The sequence below is a fragment of the Streptomyces luteolifulvus genome, from assembly GCF_008806595.1.
Classification (GTDB): Bacteria; Actinomycetota; Actinomycetes; order Streptomycetales; family Streptomycetaceae; genus Streptomyces; species Streptomyces luteolifulvus.
Window position 1 is genome coordinate 17,094 of sequence record NZ_VZRB01000059.1, and the last position, 13,223, is coordinate 30,316.

The following is a 13,223-nucleotide window of genomic DNA, read 5'->3' on the forward strand; positions in this document are numbered from 1 at the left end:
GTGCGCCGTGGCGGCACACCGTGACGAAGGACCGGGCGAGAACGGCACACCTCTCCCGCGGGACCTGCCGGACCAGCAGGCGCGCGAGGGGGAGGACCCCTGGGAGGCCGCACCCTCGGGCGAACGCGGCGACACCGACGACGAGGCGGCGCCCGCCGAGGACGTGCCCGACACCGACGAGGCCGGCACCGGCCGCCAGGGCGCGCCCCGGTCGGCCTCGGTGCACCCCGAGCACCCCGTACCGGACGAGCCCTCCGCCTGACCGACCTCCCGACTTCCCGACCTCCCGACTTCCCGCTGGGCCGGGCGCGCCGGCCTCAGCCGACCTTGCTGCCCCGTAGCGGCTCGGTGTCCGTGCCCTCGCCGCGTTGCAGGCCCTGAAGGAATTCCTCCAGGACCTCGGTCGCCGTGTGCTGGGCGTGCCAGGCCAGTTCGGTGCGTGCGCGGGTGCAGTCCATCAGGGGGAGGCGGAGGACCGCGTCGAAGAGGTGGGGGGAGGCGGGGAGCAGACGCAGGCCCCATGCCGCGGCGATCGCCGAGCGGGCCGCCGTGCGGGGGAGCCGTACCGGGCGCGCGCCGAGCAGATCGCCCAGCATCTCCGCGTCGACCGGGGGCTCGGCGGCCAGGTTGAAGGCGCCGTGGGCGTCGGAGCGCAGCGCGAGACGGTACGCCTCGGCCGCGTCGTCGGTGTGCAGCGCCTGCACCCGCAGTCCCGGGATGTCCGGCAGGAAGGGCAGGAGCTCCGGGCGCGCCAGCGGGCCCGGCAGGAAGCGGCCGCCGAAGATACGGCGCTGCTCGCTCGCAGACTCCCGCTTGAAGAGGAACGCGGGCCGCATCCGTACCAGCCGGACGTCGGGGTGCTCGCGCTCGAAGGTGTCCAGCGCGCGCTCCAGATAGGCCTTCTCCCGGCAGTAGGCCGCGTCGGGCCAGCCGTGCGTCGGCCATGACTCGTCCACGGCGTGTTCCTTCGGCCCCGGCGAGTACGCGCCGACCGACGACGCGTGCACCAGCGCCGGCACACCGGCCGCCGCCACCGCGTCGAACACCCGGATGGAGCCGAGGACGTTGGTGCGCCAGGTCACCGCCGGATCATGGGTCGGCTGGAACGCCCAGGCGAGATGAATCACCGCGTCGGCGCCGGTGAACTCGCCCACGAGATCGGCCGTTTCGGACGCCAGGTCGACCGAGGACCAGGTTGTCTTGGGAGGCGACCACTCGGGCGTCCGGCGGGCCAGCCCCAGCACGGACCCGACCTCCGGATCCTCGGAGAGGAGCCGCACCACACTGGTGCCGACATTGCCGGTGGCGCCCGTGACCACGATCCTGCTGCCCGTCGTGCTGCCCATGGCCGACTCCTCTCGGGCGGTGGGTGCGGGAGCCACCGAGTACCCGGCCGGAGACGATGCACGCGCTCATTTCGTAAAGGCCATGACATCGCGCACCGGGCCCGGACGATGATCACCTCATGAGCGAGATCATCCTGATGTCCGACGCGCGGGTCGCGGCCGTGCCCGTCGAGGAGTGCGGCGAGCGCCTGGCCGACGTACGGGACTTCCTGCTCGTCGACGACCGCAAGCACGAGGTCTCCCACGGGGCCGAGATCCTCGTACGGCAGGGCGTCCTCGACCGGCTGCTCGCCGCACAGGCCCTGCTGCCGGACGGCCTGCGGCTGCTCTTCGTCGAGGGGTACCGCCCGCCGGACCTGCAACGCCGCTACTTCGAGACGTACGCCGACGAGTTGCGCGCCGGGCACCCCGACTGGTCCCCCGACCGGATCCGGTCGGCGGCCAGCCGCTATGTGTCCCCGCCGGAGATCGCCCCACACAGCGCGGGCGCGGCCGTGGACCTCACGCTCGCCGGTGCCGACGGCCGCGAACTCGACCTCGGCACTCCGATGAACGCAAGCCCGGAGGAGAGCTCCGGCGCCTGCTGCACCGGCGCCGCAAACATCACCGATGCGGCGAGGGCGAACCGTGCCGTGCTGGGCGGGGCGCTGGGCTCGGCCGGGCTGGTCAACTACCCGACCGAGTGGTGGCACTGGTCGTACGGTGACCGCTACTGGGCCCTGAGCACCGGCGCGCCCGCCGCCCTGTACGGGCCCAGGGAGCTTTCCTGTACGGCGCCCAGGGAGATTTGAGGACCGCGGGCCCTGACGCGGCGGGTTCCGATGCCGTTCTCACGCACCCGCGGCGAACGCGTCCACGCCCGTCCGCTCGGCCGACAGCGCCCACAGACGGGCCGCCTGCTCCGGGTCGGTCGCCCAGTCCTTGACGCCCGTGCGGGTGCCGTCGGCCGGTGCCGGTTCGGCGATGTCGCAGTCCTCCAGGTACACACCGCCGACGCCGTCCAGCCGGGGCGAGGTCGCGGCCCATACCTGGGTGGCTGCGCCCTGTGGCGGGGTCTTCAGGCCCTCCTGCGGGATCGGGTTGCCCTCCTCGTCGATCCAGCCGGCCGCCATCATCTCCTCCTTGGGCAGATGCCGCTGCAGCGGCGTGAGAATGCCGCCGGGGTGCAGTGAGAACGCCCGGACGCCGTGGTCCCGGCCCAGCCGGTCGAGGTGGACGGCGAACAGGACGTTCGCCGTCTTCGCCTGGCCGTACGCCTCCCACTTGTCGTAGCGCCGTCGCCAGTCGAGGTCGTCCCAGTTGACGCCGGCGATGTGGTGGCCGCGCGAGGACACGGCGACCACCCGGGCACCGCCGGCCTCGATCGCCGGCCACAGGCGGTTGACCAGCGCGAAGTGGCCGAGGTGGTTCGTCGCGAACTGGGCCTCCCAGCCGGGGCCGACCCGGGTCTCGGGGCAGGCCATGATCCCGGCGTTGTTGATCACGAAGTCGACGGTCCGGCCGGAGGCGAGGAACCGCTCGGCGAAGCCGCGCACGCTCTCCAGGTCGCCGAGGTCCAGCTCGTCCACCTCGACGCCGTCGAGGTCCGCCACGGCCTCCCGCGCGGTCCCGGGGCGGCGCGCCGGGACGACGACGCGGGCGCCGGCCCCGGCGAGCGCTCGGGTGGCCTCCAGGCCGATGCCGGAGTAGCCGCCGGTGACGATCGCCAGCCGTCCGGTCAGGTCGATCCCGGCGAGGACGTCGACGGCGGTGCTCCGGGCGCCGAAGCCCGAGCCGATCCTGTGCTGTGCAGTGCTCATGTCCGAAACGCTACGAATTGGAGTGCGCTCGAAGTCAAGCGACGCCGCTCTCGGTGAAAGGCTCCGAGGGCTTCGGCCGAGCTCTGTCAATCACGCCAGGGGACTGACCGGCAGGGACTCCAGCGGGCCGGCCGGATCGTCGTGGACCGCGCGGGCTTGCCCTCGTCGACGTCGTCGGTGCTCGCCGTGGCAGTGATCGCGTCGTGCGCGCCGATCGCCCGGCGCAGCGCGGAGAGTTCGGCACCGCCCGCCGAGGTGGGGAGCACCACCGTCCAGCCGCCGTGGGCGAGGCGCCGCAGCAGCCGCCCGGCGTCGCCTCCCACCAGGTCGCCACATGGAGGTGGTGAGGGGTGTCGACGAGGGTTCCGTCGACGTCGAACACGGCCGCCTGTTCCCTACGCACGGCTCCCTCCCCGCTCGCCGCACGGCTTCCTCCCCGCTCGCCGCACGGCTTCCTCCCCGCTCGCCGCACGGCTTCCTCCCCGCTCGCCGCACGGCTTCCTCCCCGCTCGCCGCACGGCTTCCTCCCCGCTCGCCGCACGGCTCCCTCCCCGCTCGCCGCACGGCTTCCTCCCCGCTCGCCGCACGGCTCCCTCCCCGCTCGCCGCACGGCTCCACCTCAGCGGCCCGCCACGCCGGCCGGCGTCCTGCCCTCCCCGGTCCAGGCCAGTAGGTCGTCCATGGACCAGGTGGTGACCACCCGCCCGTCGGGCACCCCGCACTCCTCCGCCCGGGCGCAGCCGTGGATCTGCCAGTCCAGCTGGCCGGGCGCGTGCGCGTCGGTGTCGATCGAGAACAGCACGCCCGCCTCGACGGCCCGGCGCAGCAGCCGGCGCGGCGGGTCGAGCCGCTCGGGCCGGCTGTTGATCTCCACGGCCGTGCCGGTCTCGGCGCACGCGGCGAACACCTCGTCCGCGTCGAACTCCGACTCGGGCCGCCCGGCGCCCCCGCCCCGCCCGACGAGCAGCCGTCCGGTGCAGTGCCCGAGGATGTCCGCGTGCGGATTGCGCACGGCGGTCACCATCCGGCGGGTCATCGAGCGGGCGTCCATCCGCAACTTGGAGTGCACGGACACCACCACGACGTCCAGGAGCTCCAGCAGCTCCGGCTCCTGGTCGAGGGAGCCGTCCTCGAGGATGTCGCACTCGATGCCGGTCAGCAGCCGGAACGGCGCCCAGCCGGCGTTGAGCCGCGCGAGGACCTTCAGCTGCTCGCGCAGCCGCTCGGGCGACAGCCCGCGGGCCACCGTCAGCCGCGGGGAGTGGTCGGTCAGCACCGCCCACTCGTGGCCGAGCTCCGCCGCGGTGCGGCCCATCTCCTCGATCGGGCTGCCGCCGTCCGACCAGTCGGAGTGCAGATGGCAGTCCCCGCGCAGCAGCGCCCGCAGCCGCTCTCCGCCCGGGATCGGGGCCTCGGCCTCGCCCTCTTCCTCCAGCTTGCGCAGATAGCCGGGGAGCTGCCCCGCCAGTGCCTCGCGTACCACCTGCGCCGTCTTCGGTCCCACGCCCTTGAGCGACTCCAGCGTCCCCGCGTCCGCCCGCTCGCGGATCTCGTCCTCGGGGAGCCCGGACAGCACGCGGGCAGCGGTACGGAAGGCCCGTACGCGGTACGTCGGCGCCAGGGACCGCTCCAGCAGGAAGGCGATCCGGTCCAGGGCCTCGACGGGATCCATCGCCACCTCCTCGTGGGGAGTTCCCCGGCTCCTCCAGAGTTCCCCAGCCGCCCGGGGGCCGCACGACGGACGGGAGGTGCGTGCGCGACGCGCGTCGTCAGGAGGTTCCCGATCCGCTCGGCGGGTGACGCGAGTCTCTCGCAGTGGCCGGTTGCGCTCTACGCTCTATGCATGACCGAAATCGCGAGCCCTCACATCGCCAAACCGCGGATCCTGGTGCTCGGTGTGCAGCCGGGTACGCCGCCGTTCCGGATCGTGGAGATCGACGGCCAGGTCGTCGGTGAGGCGAAGGCCATCACCGACGTCCTGGAAGCCGCCGCCGCGTTCGGCATCACGGTCCACGACCTGGACGACCCGGAAGTGGTCCGCTGGGTGGGCGGCGACAAGTTCACCTGGAGACGGCACTAGCAGCCCCCGGCGCCCGCGGCCCCCGCGCCGGCCGGTGCCGTCAGCCGACGGTCCACTTCTGGTTGGCGCCGCCCGTGCAGGTCCAGATCTGCAGCCGGGTACCGTTCGCCGGGTTGTTGCCGGTCACGTCGAGGCACTTGTCCGCCCGAGGATTGACGATGTCGTGCCCGGCGGTGACGGTCCACTTCTGGTTGGGGCCGCCCGTGCAGTCCCACAGCTGGACCGTCGAGCCGTCCGCGGTGCCGTTGCCGGTGACGTCCAGGCACTTGCCGAGCGCCCGGAGGGTGCCGTCCGGTCCGGCGGTCCACTGCTGGGCCCCGGTGCCGTTGCAGTCGTAGAGCTGGACCGGCGTGCCGTTGGCCGGGTTCGCGCCCGCCACGTCCACGCACTTGCCCGCGAGCCCCCTGATCGCGGCGCCGGTGGCCGTGTCGCCCGTCCTCACCGACACCGAGTCCACCACGAGCTGCTGCGGGAAGACGGTGGAGCCGTCCGGGTCGCCGGGCCAGTAGCCGCCCACCGCGAGGTTCAGGATCAGGAAGAAGGGCTTGTTGAACACCCACCTCCGGCCGCCCAGGTCCGCCGGTGTGCGCCGCTGGTAGACGGTGCCGTCCACCGACCAGGTGATCGAGTCGGGCGCCCAGTCGACGGCGAAGGTGTGGAAGGCGTCCGCGAAGGCCTGGCCGTTCGGGAGCGAGTACGCGGCGCCTATGCCGCCGGAGCCGAAGTAGCCGGGGCCGTGGATCGTGCCGTGGACCGTCGAGGGCTCGAAACCGACGTTCTCCATGATGTCGATCTCGCCCGAGTCGGGCCAGCCGATCTGCCCGATGTCATGGCCCAGCATCCAGAACGCGGGCCACATGCCCTGCCCGCGCGGGATCTTCATGCGTGCCTCGACATGCCCGTACTGCGCCGTGAACTTCCCGGCGGTGTTCAGCCGGGCCGAGGTGTACTGGCAAGTGCCGTACCAGCACTGGTAGTTGGCCGGGTTCTCGCGGCGCGCCGTGATCACCAGATGGCCCTGGCCGTCCAGCGCGGCGTTCCTGTTACCGGCCGTGTAGTACTGCCGTTCGTGGTTGTTGACGTTGTCGCCGGTCTCGATCTGCCACTTCGAGGAGTCGACGGCCGCACCGGCCGGCCCGTCGAAGCTGTCGGAGAACGTCACCGCGGCGACGCCCGGCGGGCCGGCCTGGGGATCGGCCTCGGCGGGGCCGCCGGCGACCGAGGCCGCGAGCACGGTGGTCAGGGCGGCGAGGAGGCACGTGCGGAGCAGACGTGGACGGGCCACGGCTCTCCCTTCCGTACGGCGGACGCGTGCGCCGACTGAGGTGGGGGGTGAATGCGTCGCCTCTTGATTTAAGGAATGAGGTAAGGGGGCGTCAATACCTTGGTACGGACCAGGTGTTGAGAGCCTTGCAAAGGCTCACCTGCTCTGCTCCCGCGCGTGCACCGCCCGGCTCAGCCTCCGTCCCAGCAGGAGGAAGCCGATGAGGGCACCCGTGGTGTTGAGCAGGACGTCGTCGATGTCGAAGGCCCGCCCGGTGACCAGCGCGCCCTGCGCGAACTCCACCAGCAGCATGACGACGGCGGTGAGCAGCAGTACCCGCATGAGCCCGCGGGTGCGCGGCGCGAGGACCGGCACCAGGATGCCGAACGGCACGCCCATCAGCAGATTGCCGCCGATCTGCCGGACGGCGTCGCGCAGCGCCGGCTGATCCAGGTAGGCCCGCAGCGAGCGCCCCGGACGCATGTTGGTGTGCGTCAGCGCCTCCGACGCGGGGGAGGGCTCCAGAGTGGGCCGGGCCAGCGCGACGGCGAACGCCACCATGAAGGCGAAGGCGCACAGCATCGCCGGCAGGCGGAGAGAAGGGGGAGGGGCCGGCGCCGGCGAGGGGCCGGCTGCGGCGCGCGTGCGGGGTTGGCCTTGCGGGGGCGTAACGCGGCGCGTGCGCGTGAAGCTGCCCGGGCCATGTGGTCCCTCCAGTCTTCAACTTCCCTGCGTCTTGGGGCTGTTACCCCCGCCTTGCCCGAGGATGCCCGCCGCCCCCTTGCGGACGGCGGCACCAGCGGTTTCCCGTCGTGCTCCCGGGGCACTCCGGCGGAGAGCCCGACACGGGCGCCGAGACCCGCGCGCCGCCACGCCCCACGCCGGGGGCGGTGTTTGGATGACGCGGAAGCGACACAACGGACATCTCGTCGCGCAGACGAGCCGGCACGGTTGAGGAGGTACGCCGCTTGAGCCCCCGCACGGCACTTCTCGCCCTGGCCGAGATCCTCGCCTGGTGGGCCGCGCTCACCGTGCTCTGGCTGGTCCTCATCAGCACGGTGGACACACTGGAACTCGCGGTCGGCGCAGGGGCCGCGGGTGCGGCGGCGGTCGCGGCCCGGGCCGCGCGACGGGCGGTGAGCGGACCGTGAACGGCTGGACGCTCACCGCGGCCCTCGTGCTCGGCGGGGGCGTGGGAGCGACGCTGTGGGGTGTGGCCACCGGGCCGCTGCGGCGCCGGGTCGTGGCCCAGAACCTGTCCACCGCACTGGCCTGCCCCGCCCTGCTCCTGCTCTCCCAGGGCTACGACCGCCCGTCCTACGTCGATCTCGCCCTGGTCCTGGCCCTCCTCGGTCCGGTCGGCACGCTCGTCTTCGCCCGGCTGCTCTCCGGGGAACTCGCCGGCGATCCACCCCGCGCCCAGGGCGTGACCTGGGCGGCCGCCGGCCTCGGCGCGGCGGTGGTGCTGGCGCTGTGCGTGGCCGTCGGACCGGGCCGGGCGATGGCCAAGCTCCTGGTCGTCGGCGCACTGCTGGTCGGCGGGAACCTCGTCGCCTCGCGTGCGCTGTCGGGCGGATTCCGGGAAGTGAGCCGTGGCTGACGCGGTGATCGTCGTGGCGCTGCTGCTGGTCGCCGGGTCCGCGACCGCGGCGGTCGCGGTCCGCGACCCGGTCCGCCAGGCCCTCGTCCTGGCCGTGCTCGGCGTCGCCCTCGCCGTCCTGTTCACCGTGCTCCAGGCGCCGGACGTCGCCCTGTCCCAACTGGCCGTGGGCTCCGTGCTCACCCCGCTGTTGCTGCTGCTCACGGTCCGCAAGGTGAAGCGGCGCGGGCAGCGGAAAGGGCGGGAACAGTGAACCGGCGCACCCGGCTGTGGCTCGTGGCCGCGGGCGGCGGGGGTCTCGCCGTCCTCCTTGTGGCCGCGTGTCTCGAACTGCCCGCCTTCGGAGGCGCTAGCCACCCGTACGGGGACCGGGCCGTCCGTGCGTCGCTCTCCCGGCACACCGCCAACACCATCGCCTCCGTCAACTTCGACCAGCGCGCCTACGACACCCTCGGCGAGATGACCATCCTCTTCGCGGCCGTCCTCGGCTGCGTGGTCCTGCTGCGGCAGACCCGCGACGAACACCGCGCGCGGCCCGAACCCGAGGAAGTGGCCCCGCCCGTACGCCGCTACGCCCTCGTCGTCCTGCCCGTCGCCCTGCTCACCGGCCTGTACGTCATCGCCCACGGGCAGCTGAGCCCCGGCGGCGGCTTCCAGGGCGGCGTCGTCGCCGCGACCGCCCTGCACCTGCTGTACCTGGGCGCCGACTACCGTGCCCTGGAACGCATCCGGCCGGTCGGCCGCTACGAGGTCGGGGACGCGGTCGCCGCCTCGGCCTACGTCATCACCGGCCTCGCGTGCCTCATCGGCGGCACTGCGTTCCTGGCCAACACCGTTCTGCCGTACGGCACCTTCAACACACTGTCCTCCGGTGGCACCGTCCCCCTGCTGAACGCGGCCATCGGCATGGAGGTCGCCTGCGCGGTCGTCGTGCTGCTCGCCCGCTTCCTGGACCAGGCCGTCGAGATCGAGGAGGAGAGCGGGAAGTGAGACCGCTGTGAGCGCCGTGATGCACGTCCTGCCGTACCTGGTCGCCGCGTGGGTCTTCCTGGCCGGCTGTTACGGCCTGGCCACCAGCCGCAACCTGATCCACGCCGTCGGCTGTCTGTCCGTGTGCCAGTCCGCCACCTACGTCCTGCTGCTGGCCGTCGGCTACCGCGACGGCGGCACCGCGCCCGTGTTCTCCGACCTCGAACCCGGCTCGCGCCCGGTCGTCGACCCGGTCGTCCAGGCACTCGCGCTGACCGATGTCGTCGTCGGCGCCACCGTCACCGCGCTGCTGCTCGCGCTCGTCGTGCAGATCTCCAAGCGGCACCGCACGGTCGACCCCGACGAACTCTCGGAGCTGCGCGGCTGATGCACCACCTGCTGCCGCTCCTCGTAGCCGTACCCCTGCTCGGCACGGCCGTGCTGGCCGCCGGGGGCCGCCGGATGCCTCGCCTCGTCGCCGAGTCCGTGGGCTGCGCCGTCTCGGCCGGTACGGCCGGGCTCGCCCTGGTCCTGCTGCTGAACTCCTCGCCCCCCATGGTGGAGTGGGCCGGCGGCTGGACGCCCGTGAACGGCACAAGCGTCGGCATCGTCCTCGTCGGGGACGGCCCCGGGCTCGGCATGGCCGCGCTCGCCTCGCTGCTGACCCTGGCCGCTCTGGCGTACTCATGGCGGTACTTCGAGGAACCGCCGCGCCGCCACGCCGGTTCCTTCCCGGCGCTCATGCTGCTCTTCCAGACGGGCATGTGCGGCTTCGCCCTCGCGGGCGACCTGTTCAACGCGTTCGTGTGGTTCGAGCTGATGAGCGTCGTCGCCTACGCGCTGACCGGCCACCGTATCGAGGAGGCCAAGGCGGCCCAGGGCGCGCTGACCTTCGGCGTGGTCAACTCTCTCGGCGCCTACTCCATGCTCATGGGCATCACGCTGCTCTACGCCCGCACCGGCGAGTTGGCCATGACACAGATCGGCCGGGGACTCGACGCGCACGGACCGCCCGACGCCCTCGTCCTCGCCGCGTTCGTCCTCGTCCTGACCGGACTGCTGGTCAAGTCCGCCGCGGTGCCCTTCCACTTCTGGCTGCCGGACGCGCACGCCGTCGCGCCCACACCGGTGTGCATGCTGCTGTCGGGCGTCATGGTCGAACTCGGCGTCTACGGCGTCTGGCGCGTGTACGGAACCGTGTTCGCCGGGCCCGGCGGTGTCCCGGCCGCCGACTTCGAGCGGGCCCTCGTGGTGCTCGGCGCGCTGACGGCGGCCGTCGGCGCGGTGATGTGCTGGTACCAGCGGCACATCAAACGGCTGCTGGCCTACTCGACGGTCGCCCACACCGGACTCTTCCTGATCGGCATCGGAGTCCTCACTCCCGAGGCCGACGACGGGGTCGCCCTGTACATCCTCGGCCACGCCGGTGTGAAGGCGGCCCTGTTCGCCTGCACCGGCATCCTGCTCGACCGGTACGGCAGCGTGGACGAGCACGCTCTGCACGGCAGGGCCGGGCAACTGCGCGGCGTCGCCGTGCTGTTCGCCGCCGGAGCGCTCGCCCTGGCCGGGCTGCCGCCGTTCGGCACCGCACTCGGCAAGGCCGTCACGGAGGAGGCCGTGGGGGGCCCGCTCACCGCGCTGTACGTCCTCGCCTCCGCGGTGACCGGCGGGGCGGTCCTGAGGGTCGGCGCCCGGGTGTTCCTCGGCCTCGGCCCCCGGCCGGGCGACGGCAGCGCATACGAGACCACCGGCGGGGGCGAGCGGCCCGAGACCCGGCACCGGCTCGGCCGGATCCCCGACACCATGACCGCGGTCCCTGCGGTGCTGCTCGCCGCGGCGCTCGCGGTCGGTCTGGGGCCCGGCTTCGCCGACGTGGTGGCGCACTCCGTGAACGAGGCAGGGTCCGGCGGTGTGTTCGCCGCCGTGCACTGGACCCCGGCCGGCATCCTGCTGGACCTGGCCTCGACCCTGCTGGCCGTGGTCCTCGCCGCCGTCGCCGTGACGCGTCGGGCGCCGCTCGCCGCGCCGGACCGGGCACTGCCGCTGCGGCGGCTGCAGTCCGGGCACGTCGGTGACTATGTGGCCTGGATGCTGGTGGGCACCACGCTGCTCGGCGCCCTCGCCCTGCCCGGCATGCCCCTCACCTGATCAGCCGCCGTAGCTGATGTGGACCTCCTGGAAACCGAGGGAACGCAGCAGGCCCTCCAGCATGCCGGTGGTGTTCTTCTCGGCGCGCGCGGTCAGCCCGCTGTCCTTGGCCGCGTCGCCGATGTGCCGTACCGCGAGCTTCTGCACGGCCTGCTCGCCGTTGGGGTTGTCCGAGAACAGGTCGCCGAGCCGGTCGAGCAGACCGCGCTGCTTGGAGACCGCATAGGAACGGTCGGGGTCCAGCGCCGGCCGGCCGAGGGCCGCATGCGGCAGCCGCAGCGTGGCCGACGTTCGGTCCTCGTCGACCGTCACGTCGTTGCCGCCGACCCTGCCGAGGTCGACGTAGGCGTCGACGGTGCCGGCACCGACGTACAGGGTGCGCGAGCCGCGGATCGCGTCCGGCAGGTACTTGGCGTCCTTCTCCAGGTCCACGACGACCTGGAAGTTGCCGGAGGCGGCGTCGTAACGGCTGATGTCCTGAATGGACTGGAGCAGTGCCGGACCCGAGCGGTCCCGGGTCTCGGTGCCGAACAGGTCCTTGATTCCGGGGAGCACGGACAGCCGGATTCCGGCGAAGAACACGACGAGCACCAGTACGACGGCGCTCACCGCCTTCACCCAGCCGGGCATGCGCCTGGACATGCGCCTGATGGGAGTCGTCATGGCGACGGCCCTCCTTCCTACGGTCCGGATGCCCTCCAAATCCCCTGCCAGACCGCGGTGTTGACCGATTGGTGCTGCAGAAACCAGTGCGTCGGCCGAAGTTCCTCCTGCCGGACCGTGCGGGCCGGGGGGAAGGTGGGTGGATCGCAACCGGTTTTCCGGGCCGTAGCATGAGCCGCACCGCCAGGAATGATCATGCGAGGAGCGGATCGTGCGAGACATCGCCGTGTTCAGCGGAAGCGCCCACCCCGAGCTCGCCCAGGAGGTCTGCGCACATCTCGGAGTGCCGCTGAGCCCCACCCGGGTCAGCCGCTTCGCGAACGACTGTCTGGAGGTGCAGCTCCAGTCCAACTGCCGGGAACGGGACGTCTTCATCATCCAGCCGCTGGTCAGGCCCGTGCAGGAGCACCTCGTCGAACTGCTGCTGATGTGCGACGCGGCACGCGGGGCCTCGGCGGGCCGGATCACCGTGGTCATGCCGCACTATTCGTACGCGCGCTCCGACAAGAAGGAGGAGCCGCGCATCTCGCTGGGCGGGCGGCTCGTCGCCGACCTGATGGCGTCGGCCGGCGCGAGCCGCGTCCTCGCCATGACCCTGCACTCGCCGCAGGTGCACGGCTTCTTCTCGGTGCCGGTCGACCATCTGCACGCGCTGCGCGAACTGGCCGCGCACTTCAGGCAGTACGACCTCTCCCGCACCACCGTCGTCTCGCCGGACCTCGGCAACGCCAAGGAAGCGGCCGCGTTCGCCCGGATGATCGGCGCCCAGGTGGCCGCCGGCGCCAAGCAGCGGTTCGCGGACGACCGGGTGAGCATCAACTCCGTCATCGGCGAGGTCGCGGGCCGGGACGTCATCGTGCTGGACAACGAGATCGCCAAGGGCAGTACCGTCCTCGAACTCCTGGACAGGTTGAGAGAGTTGGGTCCTCGCTCGATCCGGGTCGCCTGTACGCACGGTCTGTTCGCGGCCGGCGCGCTCAAGCGGATCGGCGAGCAGCCGGACGTACTGGAGATCGTGTGCACCAACACCGTGCCGGTCCCCGAGGAGGAGCGCACCGACAAGCTGCGGATCCTCTCCATCGCCCCGGCGCTCGCCGAGGCCGTGCGCCGCATTCACAACGGTGAGTCCGTCAGCGCCCTGTTCGACGCGCCGCGGAGCGAATAGACAGGAGGTGGCGCACACAGAAGGCAACGCTCGGCATGCACCCGGGTGACCAGGATCGTGCGCTAGAAGGCTGCTGAAAATCTTTTGCGTTCTGGCCCCAGACCGGGTGGTCCGGGGCCAGTCTTGTGAGCATGCAGGGGGAATGGGCCGGGGAGATGGTCGGGCCGGATGTGTGGGAGACCTGCCGGG

The 13,223-nt window shown here is 72.5% G+C and carries 15 protein-coding genes and 2 pseudogenes; 10 read left to right on the forward strand and 7 right to left on the reverse strand.

Annotated elements, in window-relative coordinates; genetic code table 11:
- Window positions 1–7: 7 nt before the first annotated feature.
- Entirely contained in the window at window positions 8–262 is a 255-nt protein-coding gene (locus F7R91_RS39620) for a hypothetical protein (RefSeq protein ID WP_150958448.1), read from the forward strand.
- 55 nt (window positions 263–317) lie between these two features.
- Here the strand turns inward: F7R91_RS39620 and F7R91_RS39625 are convergent, their stop codons facing one another.
- Complete coding sequence (locus F7R91_RS39625; protein WP_150958450.1) at window positions 318–1,346, reverse strand: SDR family oxidoreductase; 1,029 nt, start codon at window positions 1,344–1,346, stop codon at window positions 318–320.
- Between the two features lie 119 nt (window positions 1,347–1,465).
- On the opposite strand from F7R91_RS39625, the gene F7R91_RS39630 reads away from it, so the two are divergent.
- Window positions 1,466–2,137, forward strand: coding sequence for a M15 family metallopeptidase (locus F7R91_RS39630; RefSeq protein ID WP_150958452.1), 672 nt, complete (start codon window positions 1,466–1,468; stop codon window positions 2,135–2,137).
- Window positions 2,138–2,176: 39 nt separating this feature from the next.
- Here the strand turns inward: F7R91_RS39630 and F7R91_RS39635 are convergent, their stop codons facing one another.
- The 3 genes and pseudogenes from F7R91_RS39635 to F7R91_RS39645 all read right to left on the reverse strand — a co-directional run bounded on the left by F7R91_RS39635 (window position 2,177) and on the right by F7R91_RS39645 (window position 4,817).
- Window positions 2,177–3,145, reverse strand: a complete 969-nt coding sequence (locus tag F7R91_RS39635; RefSeq protein ID WP_150958454.1) for an SDR family NAD(P)-dependent oxidoreductase — start codon at window positions 3,143–3,145, stop codon at window positions 2,177–2,179.
- A 149-nt stretch (window positions 3,146–3,294) separates the two neighbouring features.
- Window positions 3,295–3,548: pseudogene (locus tag F7R91_RS39640) on the reverse strand (hypothetical protein); the annotation flags it as partial.
- 216 nt (window positions 3,549–3,764) lie between these two features.
- Entirely contained in the window at window positions 3,765–4,817 is a 1,053-nt protein-coding gene (locus F7R91_RS39645; protein ID WP_150958456.1) for a PHP domain-containing protein, read from the reverse strand.
- A gap of 171 nt (window positions 4,818–4,988) precedes the next feature.
- Here F7R91_RS39645 and F7R91_RS39650 point away from each other — a divergent pair, with 171 nt between their 5' ends.
- Entirely contained in the window at window positions 4,989–5,225 is a 237-nt protein-coding gene (locus tag F7R91_RS39650; RefSeq protein ID WP_150958458.1) for a hypothetical protein, read from the forward strand.
- A gap of 40 nt (window positions 5,226–5,265) precedes the next feature.
- Here F7R91_RS39650 and F7R91_RS39655 read toward each other — a convergent pair whose 3' ends face one another.
- Window positions 5,266–6,510, reverse strand: a complete 1,245-nt coding sequence (locus F7R91_RS39655; protein WP_150958460.1) for an RICIN domain-containing protein — start codon at window positions 6,508–6,510, stop codon at window positions 5,266–5,268.
- Window positions 6,511–6,645: 135 nt separating this feature from the next.
- Window positions 6,646–7,193: pseudogene (locus F7R91_RS39660) on the reverse strand (VanZ family protein).
- A gap of 264 nt (window positions 7,194–7,457) precedes the next feature.
- Between F7R91_RS39660 and F7R91_RS39665 the strand changes: the two are divergent.
- From F7R91_RS39665 to F7R91_RS39690, 6 genes are read left to right on the forward strand one after another with little or no spacing between them, the layout of a single operon-like run.
- Window positions 7,458–7,640 carry a hypothetical protein gene (locus F7R91_RS39665; protein WP_150958464.1) on the forward strand — a complete coding sequence of 61 codons (183 nt, stop codon included), beginning with the start codon at window positions 7,458–7,460 and terminating at the stop codon, window positions 7,638–7,640.
- Window positions 7,637–8,089, forward strand: a complete 453-nt coding sequence (locus tag F7R91_RS39670; protein ID WP_150958466.1) for a monovalent cation/H+ antiporter complex subunit F — start codon at window positions 7,637–7,639, stop codon at window positions 8,087–8,089. The genes F7R91_RS39665 and F7R91_RS39670 overlap by 4 nt, the downstream gene beginning before the upstream one ends.
- On the forward strand, window positions 8,082–8,342 hold the full coding sequence (locus tag F7R91_RS39675; RefSeq protein WP_150958468.1) for a Na(+)/H(+) antiporter subunit B: 261 nt from the start codon (window positions 8,082–8,084) through the stop codon (window positions 8,340–8,342). The genes F7R91_RS39670 and F7R91_RS39675 overlap by 8 nt, the downstream gene beginning before the upstream one ends.
- A complete protein-coding gene (gene mbhE / locus F7R91_RS39680) occupies window positions 8,339–9,079 on the forward strand; it encodes a hydrogen gas-evolving membrane-bound hydrogenase subunit E (protein ID WP_150958470.1) in 741 nt (246 codons plus the stop codon). The genes F7R91_RS39675 and mbhE overlap by 4 nt, the downstream gene beginning before the upstream one ends.
- A gap of 19 nt (window positions 9,080–9,098) precedes the next feature.
- Window positions 9,099–9,446 carry a sodium:proton antiporter gene (locus F7R91_RS39685; protein WP_150958482.1) on the forward strand — a complete coding sequence of 116 codons (348 nt, stop codon included), beginning with the start codon at window positions 9,099–9,101 and terminating at the stop codon, window positions 9,444–9,446.
- Window positions 9,446–11,206, forward strand: coding sequence for a complex I subunit 5 family protein (locus tag F7R91_RS39690; RefSeq protein WP_150958472.1), 1,761 nt, complete (start codon window positions 9,446–9,448; stop codon window positions 11,204–11,206). Before F7R91_RS39685 ends, F7R91_RS39690 begins: the two co-directional genes overlap by 1 nt.
- Here the strand turns inward: F7R91_RS39690 and F7R91_RS39695 are convergent, their stop codons facing one another.
- Window positions 11,207–11,869: a DUF4230 domain-containing protein gene (locus tag F7R91_RS39695; RefSeq protein WP_150958474.1), complete on the reverse strand. Its 663-nt coding sequence runs from the start codon at window positions 11,867–11,869 to the stop codon at window positions 11,207–11,209.
- A gap of 211 nt (window positions 11,870–12,080) precedes the next feature.
- Here F7R91_RS39695 and F7R91_RS39700 point away from each other — a divergent pair, with 211 nt between their 5' ends.
- On the forward strand, window positions 12,081–13,034 hold the full coding sequence (locus F7R91_RS39700; protein WP_150958476.1) for a ribose-phosphate diphosphokinase: 954 nt from the start codon (window positions 12,081–12,083) through the stop codon (window positions 13,032–13,034).
- Window positions 13,035–13,223: the final 189 nt, after the last annotated feature.